The 14145-nt window shown below is 73.8% G+C and carries 12 protein-coding genes; 5 read left to right on the forward strand and 7 right to left on the reverse strand.

All coding sequences use genetic code 11. From position 1 onward, the window contains the following. Positions 1-69: 69 nt before the first annotated feature. A complete protein-coding gene (lipB, locus tag ACZ6K0_RS17535) occupies positions 70-885 on the reverse strand; it encodes a lipoyl(octanoyl) transferase LipB (protein WP_376412848.1) in 816 nt (271 codons plus the stop codon). Positions 886-1242: 357 nt separating this feature from the next. Here lipB and ACZ6K0_RS17540 point away from each other — a divergent pair, with 357 nt between their 5' ends. Continuing rightward, the gene (locus ACZ6K0_RS17540) at positions 1243-2793 is read left to right on the forward strand and encodes a regulator (protein ID WP_376412845.1); all 1551 of its coding nucleotides are present in this window, start codon (positions 1243-1245) and stop codon (positions 2791-2793) included. A gap of 1 nt (position 2794) precedes the next feature. Here ACZ6K0_RS17540 and ACZ6K0_RS17545 read toward each other — a convergent pair whose 3' ends face one another. Then, positions 2795-4165, reverse strand: coding sequence for an NAD(P)/FAD-dependent oxidoreductase (locus tag ACZ6K0_RS17545; protein WP_469228403.1), 1371 nt, complete (start codon positions 4163-4165; stop codon positions 2795-2797). A 347-nt stretch (positions 4166-4512) separates the two neighbouring features. Next, the gene (locus ACZ6K0_RS17550) at positions 4513-5424 is read right to left on the reverse strand and encodes a TIGR01777 family oxidoreductase (RefSeq protein WP_376412839.1); all 912 of its coding nucleotides are present in this window, start codon (positions 5422-5424) and stop codon (positions 4513-4515) included. A gap of 46 nt (positions 5425-5470) precedes the next feature. Here ACZ6K0_RS17550 and ACZ6K0_RS17555 point away from each other — a divergent pair, with 46 nt between their 5' ends. Continuing rightward, on the forward strand, positions 5471-6019 hold the full coding sequence (locus ACZ6K0_RS17555) for a GNAT family N-acetyltransferase (RefSeq protein ID WP_469228402.1): 549 nt from the start codon (positions 5471-5473) through the stop codon (positions 6017-6019). On the opposite strand, the gene ACZ6K0_RS17560 is transcribed toward ACZ6K0_RS17555, so the two are convergent. After that, complete coding sequence (locus tag ACZ6K0_RS17560) at positions 6008-6688, reverse strand: TetR/AcrR family transcriptional regulator (protein ID WP_469228401.1); 681 nt, start codon at positions 6686-6688, stop codon at positions 6008-6010. The genes ACZ6K0_RS17555 and ACZ6K0_RS17560 overlap by 12 nt on opposite strands. Before the next feature lie 120 nt (positions 6689-6808). Here ACZ6K0_RS17560 and ACZ6K0_RS17565 point away from each other — a divergent pair, with 120 nt between their 5' ends. Together ACZ6K0_RS17565 and ACZ6K0_RS17570 are read left to right on the forward strand one after the other, a co-directional pair. Further along, positions 6809-7603 (forward strand): SDR family NAD(P)-dependent oxidoreductase, encoded by a 795-nt coding sequence (locus ACZ6K0_RS17565; RefSeq protein ID WP_469228400.1) that lies wholly within the window; start codon positions 6809-6811, stop codon positions 7601-7603. Beyond that, the gene (locus ACZ6K0_RS17570; protein ID WP_376412825.1) at positions 7603-8436 is read left to right on the forward strand and encodes an SDR family NAD(P)-dependent oxidoreductase; all 834 of its coding nucleotides are present in this window, start codon (positions 7603-7605) and stop codon (positions 8434-8436) included. The genes ACZ6K0_RS17565 and ACZ6K0_RS17570 overlap by 1 nt, the downstream gene beginning before the upstream one ends. A gap of 101 nt (positions 8437-8537) precedes the next feature. Here the strand turns inward: ACZ6K0_RS17570 and ACZ6K0_RS17575 are convergent, their stop codons facing one another. After that, positions 8538-9059: a DUF4240 domain-containing protein gene (locus tag ACZ6K0_RS17575; protein WP_376412930.1), complete on the reverse strand. Its 522-nt coding sequence runs from the start codon at positions 9057-9059 to the stop codon at positions 8538-8540. A 110-nt stretch (positions 9060-9169) separates the two neighbouring features. On the opposite strand from ACZ6K0_RS17575, the gene ACZ6K0_RS17580 reads away from it, so the two are divergent. After that, a complete protein-coding gene (locus ACZ6K0_RS17580; protein WP_376412822.1) occupies positions 9170-10099 on the forward strand; it encodes an SDR family oxidoreductase in 930 nt (309 codons plus the stop codon). Here the strand turns inward: ACZ6K0_RS17580 and ACZ6K0_RS17585 are convergent. Both ACZ6K0_RS17585 and aceE read right to left on the reverse strand, forming a co-directional pair. Then, positions 10090-11058, reverse strand: coding sequence for a helix-turn-helix transcriptional regulator (locus tag ACZ6K0_RS17585; RefSeq protein WP_469228398.1), 969 nt, complete (start codon positions 11056-11058; stop codon positions 10090-10092). The two genes, ACZ6K0_RS17580 and ACZ6K0_RS17585, sit on opposite strands and share 10 nt — an antisense overlap. A gap of 271 nt (positions 11059-11329) precedes the next feature. Next, entirely contained in the window at positions 11330-14035 is a 2706-nt protein-coding gene (gene aceE, locus ACZ6K0_RS17590; protein WP_376412816.1) for a pyruvate dehydrogenase (acetyl-transferring), homodimeric type, read from the reverse strand. Positions 14036-14145: the final 110 nt, after the last annotated feature.

Genomic DNA, 14145 nt, shown 5'->3' on the forward strand with positions numbered 1-14145 from the left:
CCCGTTGCTTCCCATGCCTTTACGTCTGGCCAACCTGTGGCCAGAGCCATGCATTCCTCGGGGGCGGTCTCAGGGCGAGACCGGCGCCGGCTCCGCCGGACGCTCGATCTCGCGGGGCCTCAGCTCCGCCTGCTCCAGGACCTCCCGCAGATGGCGCTCCACGACCGGGAGCACCTCCTCGATCGTGAGGTCCCGGCCCAGTTCGTTGGCGAGCGAGGTCACACCCGCGTCGCGGATGCCGCACGGGATGATCCGGTCGAACCACGCGTTGTCCGGGTTCACGTTGAGCGCGAAACCGTGCATGGTGACGCCCTTGGCGACCCGGATGCCGATGGCGGCGAGCTTGCGGTCCTCGCGGCGCTGGCCGGCGTTGGACGGGGCGTACTCGGGGCCGTTCAGCCGCGGATCGAACTCCTCGTCGGTGAGCCGGGGGTCGAAGTCGAGGGAGAGCCCGCCGAACGACGGCCGGTCCTCCACCGGGTCCCCGAGGACCCAGACGCCGCTGCGGCCCTCGACCCGGCTCGTCTCCACGCCGAACTCGGCGGCCGTACGGATCAGGGCGTCCTCCAGGCGGCGGACGTGCGCGACGACGTCCACCGGGCGGGGCAGCTTCATGATCGGGTAGCCGACCAGCTGGCCGGGGCCGTGCCAGGTGATCTTGCCGCCGCGGTCCACGTCCACGACGGGCGTGCCGTCCAGCGGCCGCTCGTTCTCCGCCGTGCGCCGGCCCGCGGTGTAGACCGGCGGGTGTTCGAGCAGCAGACAGGTGTCGGCGGTCTCGTCGGCGAACCGTGCGGCGTGCACTTCGCGCTGCTTGTCCCAGGCCACCTGGTAGTCGACGGCATCAGCGCCGAATCCAAGGCGGACGAATCGCAGCTCACTCACGGCCATGCCTCCTCCTGGGTGCCGCGGCCGGGTTCCGGGGATCATCCCGGGCCGGCGGGGCACCACGCGTCATTCGCGCCCATGCCACTGTACGGCGACACCACGGACACCTGTACGGGGGTGCCGGGGACGCGTGTAGATGCGCCGCCGGGGGTCCGTCTACGGGCGGTGCCGGGTCACCCCCTCCGTCAGATGGACCGAGACGGCTACGTCAGCGACGCCGTCAATCCTCACACGATCGGATGAATGTGGGGCGAAGGTGGCGGTACGGGCCGTGAGGACCGCTAAATTCGCGCCGTTCCATGAGGGTCCGAACGGGCTGCACCTGGGCCCGGAAGGCAGGAGACCGCACAGCTGATGACGGAACGACCACCGCAGCGCATCCCGAACCGCCAGCTCGCCGCGCTCATCGCCGAAGCCGGGTTCTCCAATGCGGGCCTCGCCAGACGGGTGGACCAGCTCGGTCTGGAACACGGCCTCGACCTGCGGTACGACAAGACCTCCGTGACCCGCTGGCTCCGCGGCCAGCAGCCGCGCGGCACCACCCCCGCCCTCATCGCCGAGGTCTTCACCCGGCGCCTCGGCCGCCGGCTCTCCGCGCAGGACCTCGGTCTCGACGCCTGCGCGCCGGTCTACGCGGGCCTGGAGTTCGCGGCGACCCCCGAGGAGGCCGTCGACATCGTCAGCGGGCTCTGGCGCAAGGACTCCGGCAGCCACGCCGAACTCCGCAAGATCGCCTTCACCCCGGCGGGACTCGTCGTCCCCAGCCGCGACTGGCTCATCGGCCGCGCCGACGACCGGGTGGCCCGCGGCGAGCTCGCCCCCGGCCCGCCCGGCTCCCGGGCGCCCGGCGGGGCGGCCGGAGACCCCCGAGCGCCGCACGACCTCCGCTCCCCGCACGAACCCCGCGTCCCGCACGACCCGCGGATCACCGGCGACCCGCGCGTCCCGACGCAGGGCCGCTTCTCCGTGCCCCGGCAGCGCGGCACGGACCGGGGGCCCGGCCAGCGGGTCTCCAGCGGGGACATCGCCGCCCTCCGCTCCGTCGGCGAGCTCTTCCGCACCCTCGACCACGCCTACGGCGGCGGCCACGCGCGCCAGGCCCTCGTCCGCTACCTGGAGCACGAGACCGAGCCGATGCTGCGCGGCACCTACGGCGAGGCCGTCGGCCGCCGCCTCTTCGCCGCCGCCGCCGACCTCACCCGGCTCGCCGGCTGGACCTCGTACGACATCGCCGCCCACGGCCTCGCCCAGCGCTACTTCGTCCAGGCCCTGCGCCTCGCCCAGGCCGCCGGGGACCGGGCCTACGGCTCGTACGTGCTCCTCACCATGAGCTGCCAGGCCGTCTACCTCGGCCACGGGCGCGAGGCCGTGCAGCTCGCCCGGGTCGCCCAGCAGGGCGTCGGGCCCGCCGCGCCGCCCGTCGTCCAGGCGATGCTGCACGCCATCGAGGCCCGCGGGCACGCCGTCCTCGGCGAGGCCCGCGCGTGCAGCGCCTCCCTCGTACGGGCCGAGCGGGCCCTCGAAGCGGCCCGGCCGGGCGACGAGGTGCCCTACTGGGCGAGGCTCTTCGACGAGGCCCAGCTCGCCGACGAGCTCGGGCACTGCCACCGTGACCTCCAGCAGTACCGGCCCGCCGCCCAGCACGCCGAGCGCGCGCTCCAGCTCCGCGCGCCCGGCTTCGCCCGCAGCCGGCTCTTCTGCCGGGTCGTCCTCGCCACCTCGCGCCTCGCCCTCGGCGAGCTCGACCAGGCCTGCGCGCTCGGTGCGGAGGCCGCCCAGCAGGCCTCCGAGATGCGGTCGGCGCGCGCCGTCGAGTACGTACGCGACTTCGAGCGCCGCCTGGAGCCGTACCGCGACGCCGCGGCCGCCCGCACCTACCGCGACCGCGTCGCCGCCATCGGCTGAGTCACGCGGCCTCCTCCGCCGGCTCTTCGTCCTCCTTCGGGAGCCGGAAGCCCAGGTCGCCGAGGAGCGCGCGGGCCGCACGTGCCCCCGAGGCGAGGGCGCCGTGCGGCGTCCCCGCGTCCCGGTGGTCGCCGCACACGTACAGGCCCGCGAGCAGCCGGACCGGGCGGCGGGCGTCGTGCGGGGGCGGCATCGCCGGCACGGCGTCCGGGGTGTGGTGCAGGGCGAGCAGCTCCCACTCGTCCGTCGACGTCCCGTACAGCGTCGCGAGGTGCTTGCGGACCCGGCGCTCCGTGTCGTCCGGCGGCGCCCCGAGCACCGTCGAGGTGATCAGGACCCGGCCCTCCGGGGCGCGGGCCGGGTCGACCGCGCTCATCACGGCCGTGTGGGCCACCGGCCCGCCCGGGTCGGACTCCAGGAGCAGCGCAGGGTCCGCGGTGGGCGCCGCGGGCGCCGTGTGGTGGAGGACCGTCACCGCGTGGAAGGCGGGCGTCCGCAGGCCCGGCAGCAGCTCGGCCGCGCTCCGCGCCCCCGTCGCGAGCAGCACCGCGCGGCAGCCGACGACCCCGTGCTCGGCGGTCGTGACCCGGGAGACGGACGCCTCCGTCACCCGGACGCCGGTACGGACCGTGCCGGGCGGCAGCGCGGCGGCGAGCCGTTCCGGAAGGGCCGCCGCACCGCCCTCCGGTACGGCGAGCCGGCCCCGGGCGAAGGCGCGCAGCGCCAGATCCGCCCGCCGGCTCGACGTACCGAGGTCCGGGTCGCCCAGGAGCGCCGCGAGCAGCGGCCGCAGCACGCCCTGCACGGTCCGGGCGGGCAGCCGGGCGCTCAGGGCCTCGCGCGCGGTCCGCTCGGGGCGGGCGAGCAGCCGCTGGGACGGGGTCGCGGCGAGCCGGACCAGGGACGCGCCGAGCCGTGCCTGGTCGAGCGAGGCCGCCGGACGCCGGGGGGCGCTCGCGAGGGCGCGTGCCATGCTGAACGCTCCCCCCACGCTCCGGTGACCGCCGCCGCGGTGCGCACCGGCCGCCCGGCGCGGGTGCGGGGCGCCCCACCGCGCGTACCGGCCGTCGCTGTGCACGAGCACGCCAGGGGCGAAGGGGCGCAGCACGAGGCCGTCGAGCCCCGGCACGGCCCGCAGCTCCTCGGGCGACAGGGTGAGCAGGGGCCCCACCCGGTCGAGCAGGAAGCCGTCGACGGCGTCGGTGGCCATCCGGCCGCCGACCCGCGGCTCGGCCTCCAGGACGGCGACCGAGAGCCCGGCCCCGGTCAGCCGGTGGGCGGCGGCGAGTCCCGCGATCCCGGCCCCCACGATGACGACGTCGACGACCTCCGCGACGTCCGTTCGCTGTGCGGTACTTGAGCTGCTGAGCACGTGCCCCTCCCCAGGATCGGCGCGGCTGGTGGGAGGCTCATGCCCCCCACAGTGGGAGGCCTATGCCCCCAACAGGCCCCCGGAATGCCCGAGTTCGCCACGATCCTAGGCAGCGCTCCCACGGAAGTCGGCCCGCGCGCACCGGTGCGCGCGCAGCACGGGGGAGCGCAGGGGGAGGCCGGGGAGGCGGGAGGGCGGAGAGAGGGGCGCGGGCGGGGGTACGGAGGGCGGGGGGCCGAGCGGGTTCGGCAGATGCGGCGGTCTCGGCGGGCTCGGCGGGCTCGGGCTCGGCGGGCTCGGCGGGCTCGGCGGGCTCGGCGGGCTCGGTCTCGGCGGGCTCGGCGGGCTCAGCGGGCGGCGGCGCGGATCGCGTCGTCGATCGTCGGGAAGGCGAAGTCGAAGCCGGACTCCAACAGCCGCCCCGGCAGGACCCGCTGACTGCCCAGCACGTCCTGGGCGAAGTCCCCGAGCACCAGCTTCAGGGCGGGCGCGGGCACCGTGCACAGCGTCGGCCGCCGCAGCACGCGGCCCATCGCGGCCGTCACCTCGCGGTTGGTGACCGGTTCGGGGGCCGTGAGGTTGACCGGCCCCGACAGGGACGGGGTGTCGACCAGGTGGCGCAGGGCGGCCACCTCGTCGTGCAGGGAGATGTGGGACCAGTACTGGCGGCCGTCGCCCATCCGCCCGCCGATTCCGGCGCGGAAGACCGGGAAGAGCCGCCCCCAGGCCCCGCCCTCGCGGGCCACGACCAGGCCGGTGCGGGCGTAGGCGACACGGATGCCGGCCTCCTCGGCGGGGGCCGCCGCGGCCTCCCACTCCACGCACACCGAGGGCAGGAAGCCCGTCCCGGCGGGCGCGCTCTCGTCGACCGCGCGGCTGCCGGTGTCGCCGTACCAGCCGAGCGCCGTGCCGCACACGAGGACCTCCGGCGGCTCGGCGAGCGAGGCGAGCGCCTGGGCGATCGCCGTCGTGCCGAGGACCCGGCTGTCGCGGATCTCCCGCTTGTACGCCTCGGTCCAGCGGCGTTCGCCGACGCCGGCGCCCGCGAGGTGCACGACGGCGTCCACCCCGACGAGCCCCGCGGCGTCCACGTACAGCCGTTTCGGGTCCCACTCGACCTCGTCGGCGGTCGCGGCTGGCCGCCGGACGAGGCGGAGGACGTCGTGGCCGTCGGCGCGCAGGGAGCGGACGAGGGCCTTGCCGATGAGTCCGGAGGCGCCGGTGACGGCGATGCGCTTGCGGGTGGCGGAACGCTGCATACGCCCATCCTGCCCTCCCGGTGCCGTGCGTGGCACAGTGGCCGTCATGATCGTGCCGGAGACGCAGATACGTATCGCCGAACCCGGGGACGAGGACGTCCTCGCCGCGCTCGACCGGGCCGCCTGGTCGCCCCTCCACGCGGTGCTGCCCGCCCCCACGGAGCCGTACGAGCCCTTCTTCGACGCCCGCCACCGGCCCGAGGACTACCTCGTCGCGGAGGTCGCCGGCGCGACGGCCGGCGGAGCGCCCGGAGGGGCGCCCGGCGAAGCGCCCGGCGAGGTCGTCGGCTACATCCGGCTCGCCCTGCCGACCCCGCTCGCCGCCACCGCCCACGTGCGCCAGATCCAGGGCCTCGTGGTCGCCGAGTCCGCCCGGGGCCGGGGCGTGGCGCGAGCCCTGCTGCGGGCGGCCGTGGAGCGGGCCCGCGCGGAGGGCGCCCGCCGGATCACCCTGCGGGTCCTCGGCCACAACGCACCGGCGCGCGCGCTCTACGCCTCCGAGGGCTTCGCGGTCGAGGGCGTCCTGCCGGGCGAGCTGCTGATCGAGGGGGAGTACGTGGACGACGTCCTGATGGGCCGCTCGCTACTGGACTGAGCCGTCCCCTGAGCCGTCCCCCGAGCCGCCCCCGGCACCCGCGTCCCCGAGCAGCCGCATCCCGCCCATCAGCTCGCGCAGGCAGCGGACCGCGAGAGCGGCCGGCGAGCCCTCGCCGCGGACCGGCGCGTCCGACTCCGCCCAGCTCTCCAGGGCGATCCGGATGGCGTCCGTGGCCGCCGCCGCCGCGAGCCGGAGCTCCAGCGGGTCGGCCTCAGGGCCCGCGAGCCCGGCCAGGACCTCGCGCAGCTTCTCCTCGGATTCCTGATTGACCCGGTACCAGACGGCCCGCAGGGCGGGGTCCTCGGCGGCCGCCCGCAGGAGCCCGCGCGTCCAGAGCAGCCCCTCGGCCGCCGCCTCGTCCTCCGGGGTCAGGGACGCGGCGATCGAGCGTTCCAGCGCCTCGGGGAGCCCGGCCCCGGGACCGGCCGCCGAGAGCTGCTCGCGCCAGCGGTCGGCGCCGCCCGCGAGGAGCGGGGCCACGGCGTCCTGCTTGGAGCGGAAGTACCGGTAGAAGGTGCGCAGCGCGACCCCGGCCCGCTGGGCGATGTCCTCGGCCGTGGTGCCGTCGGGGCCGCGCTCGGTGAAGAGCTCGGCGGCGGCGCGGGCGATGTCGAGCTGGGTCGCGGCCTTGCGGCGCTCCGTCAGGGAGGGGGGCTTGGTGCTCACCGTACGAAGCGTACGCCCGCGGCTGCCGGAAGTGCATGACGTGCATCTCTGGCAAAACGTGCCACTCGGGCGTACGGTGGCAGCGTTCCACGGAAAGCTTGACATCGAGAGGTTGCCACCATGAACCAGCTGACCCGTTACGAAGGACGCCGCGCCCTCATCACCGGCGGTGGCTCCGGCATCGGCCAGGCCACCGTGCTCCGCGTGCTCGCGGAGGGCGGCCGGGTCGTCGCCGCCGACATCAGCGAGGACGGCCTCAAGGACACCGTCGCCAAGGCCGGCGACGCCGTCGACCGCCTCACCACCGTCGTCGTGAACGTCGCCGACGAGGCCTCCGTACGGGCCGGCGTCGCCGCCGCCGTCGGGGCGCTCGGCGGCCTGGACGTCCTGGTCAACGCGGCCGGCGTGCTGCGCTCCTCGCACACCCACGAGACGAGCCTCGACTCCTTCGAGCAGGTGATCCGGATCAACCTCACCGGCACCTTCCTCATGATCCGCGAGTCGATCCCCGCCCTCCTGGAGGGCAACGGCTCCGCCGTCGTGAACTTCTCCTCCACCTCCGCGATGTTCGCCCACCCCTACATGGCGGCCTACGCGGCCAGCAAGGGCGGCATCCAGTCCATGACCCACGCCCTCGCCGCCGAGTACGCCAAGCAGGGCATCCGCTTCACCGCCGTCCAGCCCGGCTCCATCTCCTCCGGCATGACCGACGGCACCGGCGCCAGCCGCCAGAGCGTCGGCCCCGGCCTCCCCGAGGACGCCGACCTCTCCCTCTTCATGAAGCTCGCCCCCGCCCTCGGTCAGGGCTTCGCCGGCCCCGAGACCGTCGCCGGCGTCGTCGCGATGCTCGCGAGCGAGGACGGCAGGTTCATCACCGGCACCGAGGTCCGCATCGACGGCGGAACGCACTTCTGATGAGCGCCCGGGACGTGTTCGGCGGCCGCACGGCCGTCATCACCGGCGCCTCCTCCGGCATCGGCGCCGGCCTCGCCCGGCACGCCGCAGGACTCGGCATGAAGCTGGTCCTCGCCGACGTCGCCGCCGAGCGGCTCGCCGCCTTCGCGGAGGAACTGCGCGCCACCGGAGCCGAGGTCGAGGCCGTGGTGACCGACGTCGCCGAGCCCGCCTCCGTCGAGGCCCTCGCCGACCACGCGTACACCCGCTTCGGCACGGTGGACCTGCTGGTCAACAACGCCGGGATCATGGCCATGGGCTACTCCTGGGAGATCCCGGCCGAGCGCTGGGACGCCATGCTCCGGATCAACATCGGCGGCTACGTCAACGGCATCCGCGCCTTCGTCCCGCGCATGCTGGAGCGCGGCGAGAAGGCCTGGGTGGTGAACGTGTCGTCCATCGGCGGCATGCTGCCGAGCCCGCTGATGGCCCCGTACAGCGTCACCAAGTTCGGCACGCTCGCCCTCACCGAGTCGCTCCACTACGAGATGCTCATGAAGGGCGCGCCGATCCAGGTGTCCGTCGTGACCCCCGGCTCGGTCAAGAGCGAGATCTTCAAGGCGGCCAGGCCCGGCGAGGGCACCCCGCCCGAGATCGCGGCCTTCAACGAGCACCTGCAGACCCTCGCCGACGAGCACGGGCTCACGCCCGAGGAGCACGCCGAGCGCGTCTTCGAGATGGTCGCCGAGGGGAAGTACTGGGCGATCCCGCAGCCGGAACAGCTCTTCCCGGCGCTCCAGCCGCGCACGGACATGATCCTCGGCCAGGAGAACCCGCAGCTCCAGCAGGGCTGACGGGCGGCAGAGCCGGTACGGACCCGGGGTGGGGGTCCCCCCTGGACGAAGTCTCGGGGGAGGACGGCCCCCGGGTCCGTACCTCTGCCGTCCCTCACCGTCTACGCGGCCCCGAAGCGCTCCCACAGCCGCGGGAACCGGGCCGCGAGCACGTCGTCGTCCTCCAGGTCGAAGGGCGCGCCCAGCGGCTCCCCGCCCGGCACCGGAATGCCCAGGTCCGGGGTCTCGGCGCCGGTCAGCTGCTCGTACGCCTCGTCCGCCGCGAAGCCGATCTCCTCGCCGTCCCCGTCGATCTCCGTGTCGAAGTCGTCGAGGAGCTCCGCCAGCCCGTCCGGATCGTGCACCGCGCCCTCGTAGACCTCCCGGCCCTGGCCGATGAGCCAGCAGCGGAAGAAGTCGAAGGTGTCGTCGCCCGCCCCGCCGAGGAGCACGGCCGCCGCGCCCCAGAGATCCCAGAGGTACGCGCGGTTGTAGCGGGCCTCGAAATGGCGGGCGTAGTCGAGCACGGAGTCGGGATCCAGCCGGGTCAGCCGCTCCACAAGCAGATCGGCGTGTTCCTCGGGGTCGCCCTCGGCGGCCTCGCGGGTGGTGTCGATGATCTCCCAGAACTCCGTCTCGTCCATCACGGGACCAGCATCCTGTCTCGGCGAGCGCGACGCACCCGGAATGCCCGAAGAATTCCGGAAATGAATCCAGACAGAAGATGTCGCACTTCCCTGCCAGTCTGGATTCCATGACGACGGAGACACACGAGAAGAAGCCGCTGCACGGACGCGTCTGCCTGGTCGCGGGAGCCACCCGGGGCGCCGGACGGGGCATCGCCGTCCAGCTGGGGGCGGCCGGAGCCACGGTGTACGTCACCGGGCGCACCACCCGCGAGAAGGTCAGCGAGGTCGGCCGGGCCACCGAGACCATCGAAGAGACCGCCGAACTGGTGACGGCCGCCGGCGGCGAGGGCATCGCCGTGCCCACCGACCATCTGGAGCAGGACCAGGTCCGGGCGCTCGTCGACCGCATCGACCGCGAGCGGGGCCGCCTCGACGTCCTCGTCAACGACGTGTGGGGCGGCGAGCACCTCCTCGTCTTCGGCAAGAAGACCTGGGAGAACGACCTCACCGGCGGCCTCCGGATGCTCGAACTCGGCATCCGGACGCACGTCATCACCTCGTACACGGCACTGCCGCTGCTCATCCGGAACCCCGGCGGACTCGTCGTCGAGCTCACCGACGGCACCACCGAGTACAACGGCACCCGCTTCCGCGAGAACCTCTTCTACGACCTCGCCAAGAACGCCCCGCTCCGGATGGCCTTCGGCCTCGGCAAGGAACTGGAGGAGTACGGCGGCACGGCGGTCGCCCTCACCCCCGGCTGGCTCAGGTCCGAGCAGATGCTCGCCGCCTTCGGCGTCACCGAGGAGAACTGGCGCGACGCCGTCGAGAAGATCCCCGGCTTCGCCGTCGCGGAGTCCCCGGTGTACGTGGGACGGGCCGTCGCCGCTCTCGCCGCCGACCCCGACCGGCGCCGCTGGAACGGCCTGTCGCTGTCGAGCGGTCAGCTCGCGGGGGAGTACGGCTTCACCGACGCGGACGGCTCGCAGCCGGACGCCTGGGGCTTCATGCTCGCGGACGAGAAGGGCGACCCGGACGTGAACGACTACCGGTAGAGGTCCCCAAGGCCTCGGGCCGCCTCCCGGAAGCGGGCGCGGAGGGAGTCCGGGGCCAGGACCTCGGCCTCCGCGCCCAGACCGAGCAGCTGGGAGAAGGCGACCTCCTCGCTCTCGACCCGGAGCCTCACGGTCGTCCGGCCGGTCGCCTCGTCCCGCTCCCCGGCGGCCAGGGCCTCCTCGGCCGCAGCGCGGTCCGTCACGTACGGCAGCCGCCGCGCACCCGCCTCCGAGACGCGCAGCACGACCTCGGCGCGCAGCAGGGAGCGGGCGAACTCCGCCGCCCGCTCCTCCCAGAACGACGGCAGGTCGAAGTCCTCGTCCCGGACGAAGCGCTCCTCGCCCACGGCGACCGCCGTGAACCGGTCCACGCGGTACGTGCGGACGGAGGAGCCCGCCCGTGCGCACACGTACCAGACACCGGCCTTCAGGACGAGGCCGTACGGACACAGCTCCCGCTCCACCTCCTCGCCGTCCCCGCGCAGATAGCGGGCGGAGAGCAGCCGGTCGTCCCAGACCGCCTCCGCGACCGGGGCGAGCAGCTCCGGGGTCTCCGGCTCCTGGTACCAGCCGGGCGCGTCCAGATGGAAGCGCCGGCCCACCGCGTCGGGGGCGTCCCGCAGCGAGGGCAGCAGCGCCGCCGACACCTTCAGCCGGGCCGCCGAGGCCGCGTCGGCGAGCCCCAGGTCGCGCAGCGCGCCCGGCAGCCCGGACAGGAACAAGGCCTCGGCCTCGCCGCGCGCGAGCCCCGTGAGCCGCGTCCGGTAGCCGCCGATCAGCCGGTAGCCGCCGGCCCGCCCCCGGTCCGCGTAGACGGGAACCCCCGCCTCGGAGAGGGCGAGCGCGTCACGGGTGATGGTCCGCTCCGACACCTCCAGCTCGGCGGCGAGCTCGGCCCCCGTCATCGACGGACGGGACTGGAGCAGCAGGACCAACTTGATGAGGCGGGCGGCACGCATGAAGCCCATTCTCGGGGCTCGGTTTCGCCTCCGGGGCGCTCCAGCCGGACTCACGACCCCGACCGTGCTCGCCTCCTTCGTTCCTCAGGAGGCTCCGCGCGCTCGGGGTCGTTCCCCCGGCCGCGCCCCTTCGGCTCACTCGCCAGGCCCCAGGGCTGGACGGCCCAGGCCCCGGCCAGGCCCCGGCCAGGCCCCGGCCAGGCCCCGGACGCTCCGAGGGGCCGTGCCCGTACGAGAAGTACGGGCACGGCCCCTCGGGACGTGAGGGCCCTTACAGGCCGTAGCGCTCGCGCGCTTCCTTCACGGCCGTCGCCTGGACCTCGCCGCGCCGCGCCAGCTGCGCGAGCGCCGCGACGACGATCGACTGGGCGTCGACGCCGAAGTGGCGGCGGGCCGCCGCGCGGGTGTCCGACAGGCCGAAGCCGTCGGCGCCCAGCGAGGACCAGTCCTGCTCGACCCACTGCGCGATCTGGTCCGGGACCTGGCGCATGTAGTCGGAGACCGCGAGGACCGGGGACGTGATGCCGTCCAGGGCCTGGCGGATGTACGGCACCTGCTCCTCGCCGCGCAGCAGCGCCGCGTCGGCTTCCAGGGCGTCGCGCCGCAGCTCCGTCCAGGAGGTCGCGGACCACACGTCGGCGGCCACGCCCCACTCGGCGGCCAGCGTCTTCTGCGCCTCGAGGGCCCAGTGGATCGCCGTGCCGGAGGAGAGGAGCTGGATGCGCGAGGCGTTCGCGGGCAGGTCGAGACCGGCCGACTCCGCGGTGTTGAAGCGGTAGAGGCCCTTGACGATGCCCTCGTCGATGCCGGACGGCTTGGCCGGCTGCGGCATCGGCTCGTTGTAGACCGTCAGGTAGTAGAAGACGTTCTGGTCCTCGCCCTCGGCGGCCTCGCCGTACATGCGGCGCAGACCCTCCTTGACGATGGCGGCGACCTCGTAGGCGAACGCCGGGTCGTACGTCAGCGCCGCCGGGTTGGTGGCCGCGATCACCGGCGAGTGGCCGTCGGCGTGCTGGAGGCCCTCACCGGTCAGGGTCGTACGGCCCGCGGTCGCGCCGACGAGGAAGCCGCGGCCGAGCTGGTCGCCGAGCTGCCACATCTGGTCGGCGGTCCGCTGCCAGCCGAACATCGAGTAGAAGATGTAGAACGGGATCATCGCTTCGCCGTGCGTGGAGTACGCGGTGGACGCGGCGATGAAGTCGGCCATCGAGCCGGCCTCGGTGATCCCCTCGTTGAGGATCTGGCCGTTCTTGGCCTCCTTGTAGTACATCAGCTGGTCGCGGTCGACCGGCTCGTACGTCTGGCCCTTCGGCGAGTAGATGCCGAGCGACGGGAACAGCGACTCCATACCGAAGGTACGGGCCTCGTCCGGGACGATCGGGACCCAGCGCTTGCCGGTCTCCTTGTCGCGGATCAGGTCCTTGATGAGTCGCACGAACGCCATCGTCGTCGCCATCGACTGCGAGCCGGAGCCCTTGTCGAAGGCCGCGAACGCCTTGTCGGCCGGGGCCGGCAGCGGGGCGAGCGGGTGGGTGCGGCGGGTCGGGGCCGGGCCGCCGAGGGCCGCGCGGCGCTCCTGGAGGTAGCGGACCTCGGGGGAGTCGGCGCCGGGGTGGCCGTAGGGCACCTGGCCGTCGACGAACTGCGCGTCCGAGATCGGGAGCTCAAGAAGGTCACGCATGTTCTTGAACTCGTCGGTCGTCAGCTTCTTCATCTGGTGGTTCGCGTTCTTCGACGCGAAGCCCTCACCGAGGGTGAAGCCCTTGACGGTCTGCGCGAGGATGACCGTCGGCGCGCCCTTGAACTCCAGGGCGGCCTTGTACGCGGCGAACACCTTGCGCGGCTCGTGGCCACCGCGGGAGAGGTGGAAACACTCCAGGATCTTGTCGTCGCTCAGCAGCTGCGCCATCGCGACGAGCGCCGGGTCCTTGCCGAAGAAGTCCTGGCGGATGTAGGCGGCGTCGCGGGTCTGGTACGTCTGGACCTGCGCGTCCGGCACCTCGCGGAGGCGGCGGACGAGGGCGCCGGTGGTGTCGAGCGCGAACAGCTCGTCCCAGGCGTTGCCCCACAGCGACTTCACGACGTTCCAGCCGGCGCCGCGGAACTGGGCCTCCAGCTCCTGCACGATCTTGAAGTTGGCGCGGACCGGGCCGTCGAGGCGCTGCAGGTTGCAGTTGATGACGAAGGTCAGGTTGTCCAGACCCTCGCGGGCGGCGAGCGCGAGGGCTGCCGTCGACTCGGGCTCGTCCATCTCGCCGTCACCGAGGAAGGCCCACACGTGGGAGGCCGAGACGTCCTTGATGGAACGGTTCGTCAGGTAGCGGTTGAAGCGCGCCTGGTAGATCGCGGAGAGCGGGCCGAGACCCATGGAGACGGTGGGGAACTCCCACAGCCAGGGCAGCCGGCGCGGGTGCGGGTAGGAGGGCAGGCCGTTGCCGCCGGACTCCTGCCGGAAGTTGTCGAGCTGGGCCTCGTCGAGGCGCCCGTCGAGGAACGCGCGGGCGTAGATGCCGGGGGAGGCGTGGCCCTGGATGTAGAGCTGGTCGCCGGAACCGTCGGCTTCCTTGCCCTGGAAGAAGTGGTTGAAGCCGGTCTCGTAGAGCCAGGCCGCCGAGGCGAAGGTGGCGATGTGGCCGCCGACGCCGTACTTGGAACCACGGGTGACCATCGCGGCCGCGTTCCAGCGGTTCCAGGCGGTGATCTTCCGCTCCATCTCCTCGTCGCCGCCGAACTCGCCGATCGACGGTTCCGCGGAGGTGGGGATGGTGTTGACGTAGTCCGTCTCCAGGAGCTTGGGCAGGGCCAGGCCCGCGCCCTCGGCGTGCTGGAGCGTACGACGCATCAGGTAGGCGGCCCGGTGAGGGCCGGCGGCCTTGGTGACGGCGTCCAGGGAGGCCGCCCATTCGGCGGTCTCCTCGGTGTCACGGTCCGGGAGCTGGTCGAGCTCGCTCGGAATCTTGCCTACGGGATCGGTCATGATCGCCGCCTTCCGGACAGGTGGGGTAGAGATGGGGGCCATGTCTGGCAGGACAGGGCGAAGGGCCGGGTGAGGCCCGCGGAAGACTGTAAGCCAGCGATCGATGATCG

This window comes from Streptomyces sp. NPDC042346 (assembly GCF_055581845.1).

What these genes read in the sequence shown, in the direction of transcription:
- ACZ6K0_RS17540 (WP_376412845.1), top strand. Translation starts at nt 1,243, where the DNA reads ATGACGGAACGACCACCGCAGCGCATCCCGAACCGCCAGCTCGCCGCG.
- ACZ6K0_RS17550 (WP_376412839.1), bottom strand. Translation starts at nt 5,424, where the DNA reads ATGCAGCGTTCCGCCACCCGCAAGCGCATCGCCGTCACCGGCGCCTCC.
- ACZ6K0_RS17555 (WP_469228402.1), top strand. Translation starts at nt 5,471, where the DNA reads ATGATCGTGCCGGAGACGCAGATACGTATCGCCGAACCCGGGGACGAG.
- ACZ6K0_RS17565 (WP_469228400.1), top strand. Translation starts at nt 6,809, where the DNA reads ATGAACCAGCTGACCCGTTACGAAGGACGCCGCGCCCTCATCACCGGC.
- ACZ6K0_RS17570 (WP_376412825.1), top strand. Translation starts at nt 7,603, where the DNA reads ATGAGCGCCCGGGACGTGTTCGGCGGCCGCACGGCCGTCATCACCGGC.
- ACZ6K0_RS17575 (WP_376412930.1), bottom strand. Translation starts at nt 9,059, where the DNA reads ATGGACGAGACGGAGTTCTGGGAGATCATCGACACCACCCGCGAGGCC.
- ACZ6K0_RS17580 (WP_376412822.1), top strand. Translation starts at nt 9,170, where the DNA reads ATGACGACGGAGACACACGAGAAGAAGCCGCTGCACGGACGCGTCTGC.
- ACZ6K0_RS17585 (WP_469228398.1), bottom strand. Translation starts at nt 11,058, where the DNA reads ATGCGTGCCGCCCGCCTCATCAAGTTGGTCCTGCTGCTCCAGTCCCGT.
- aceE (WP_376412816.1), bottom strand. Translation starts at nt 14,035, where the DNA reads ATGACCGATCCCGTAGGCAAGATTCCGAGCGAGCTCGACCAGCTCCCG.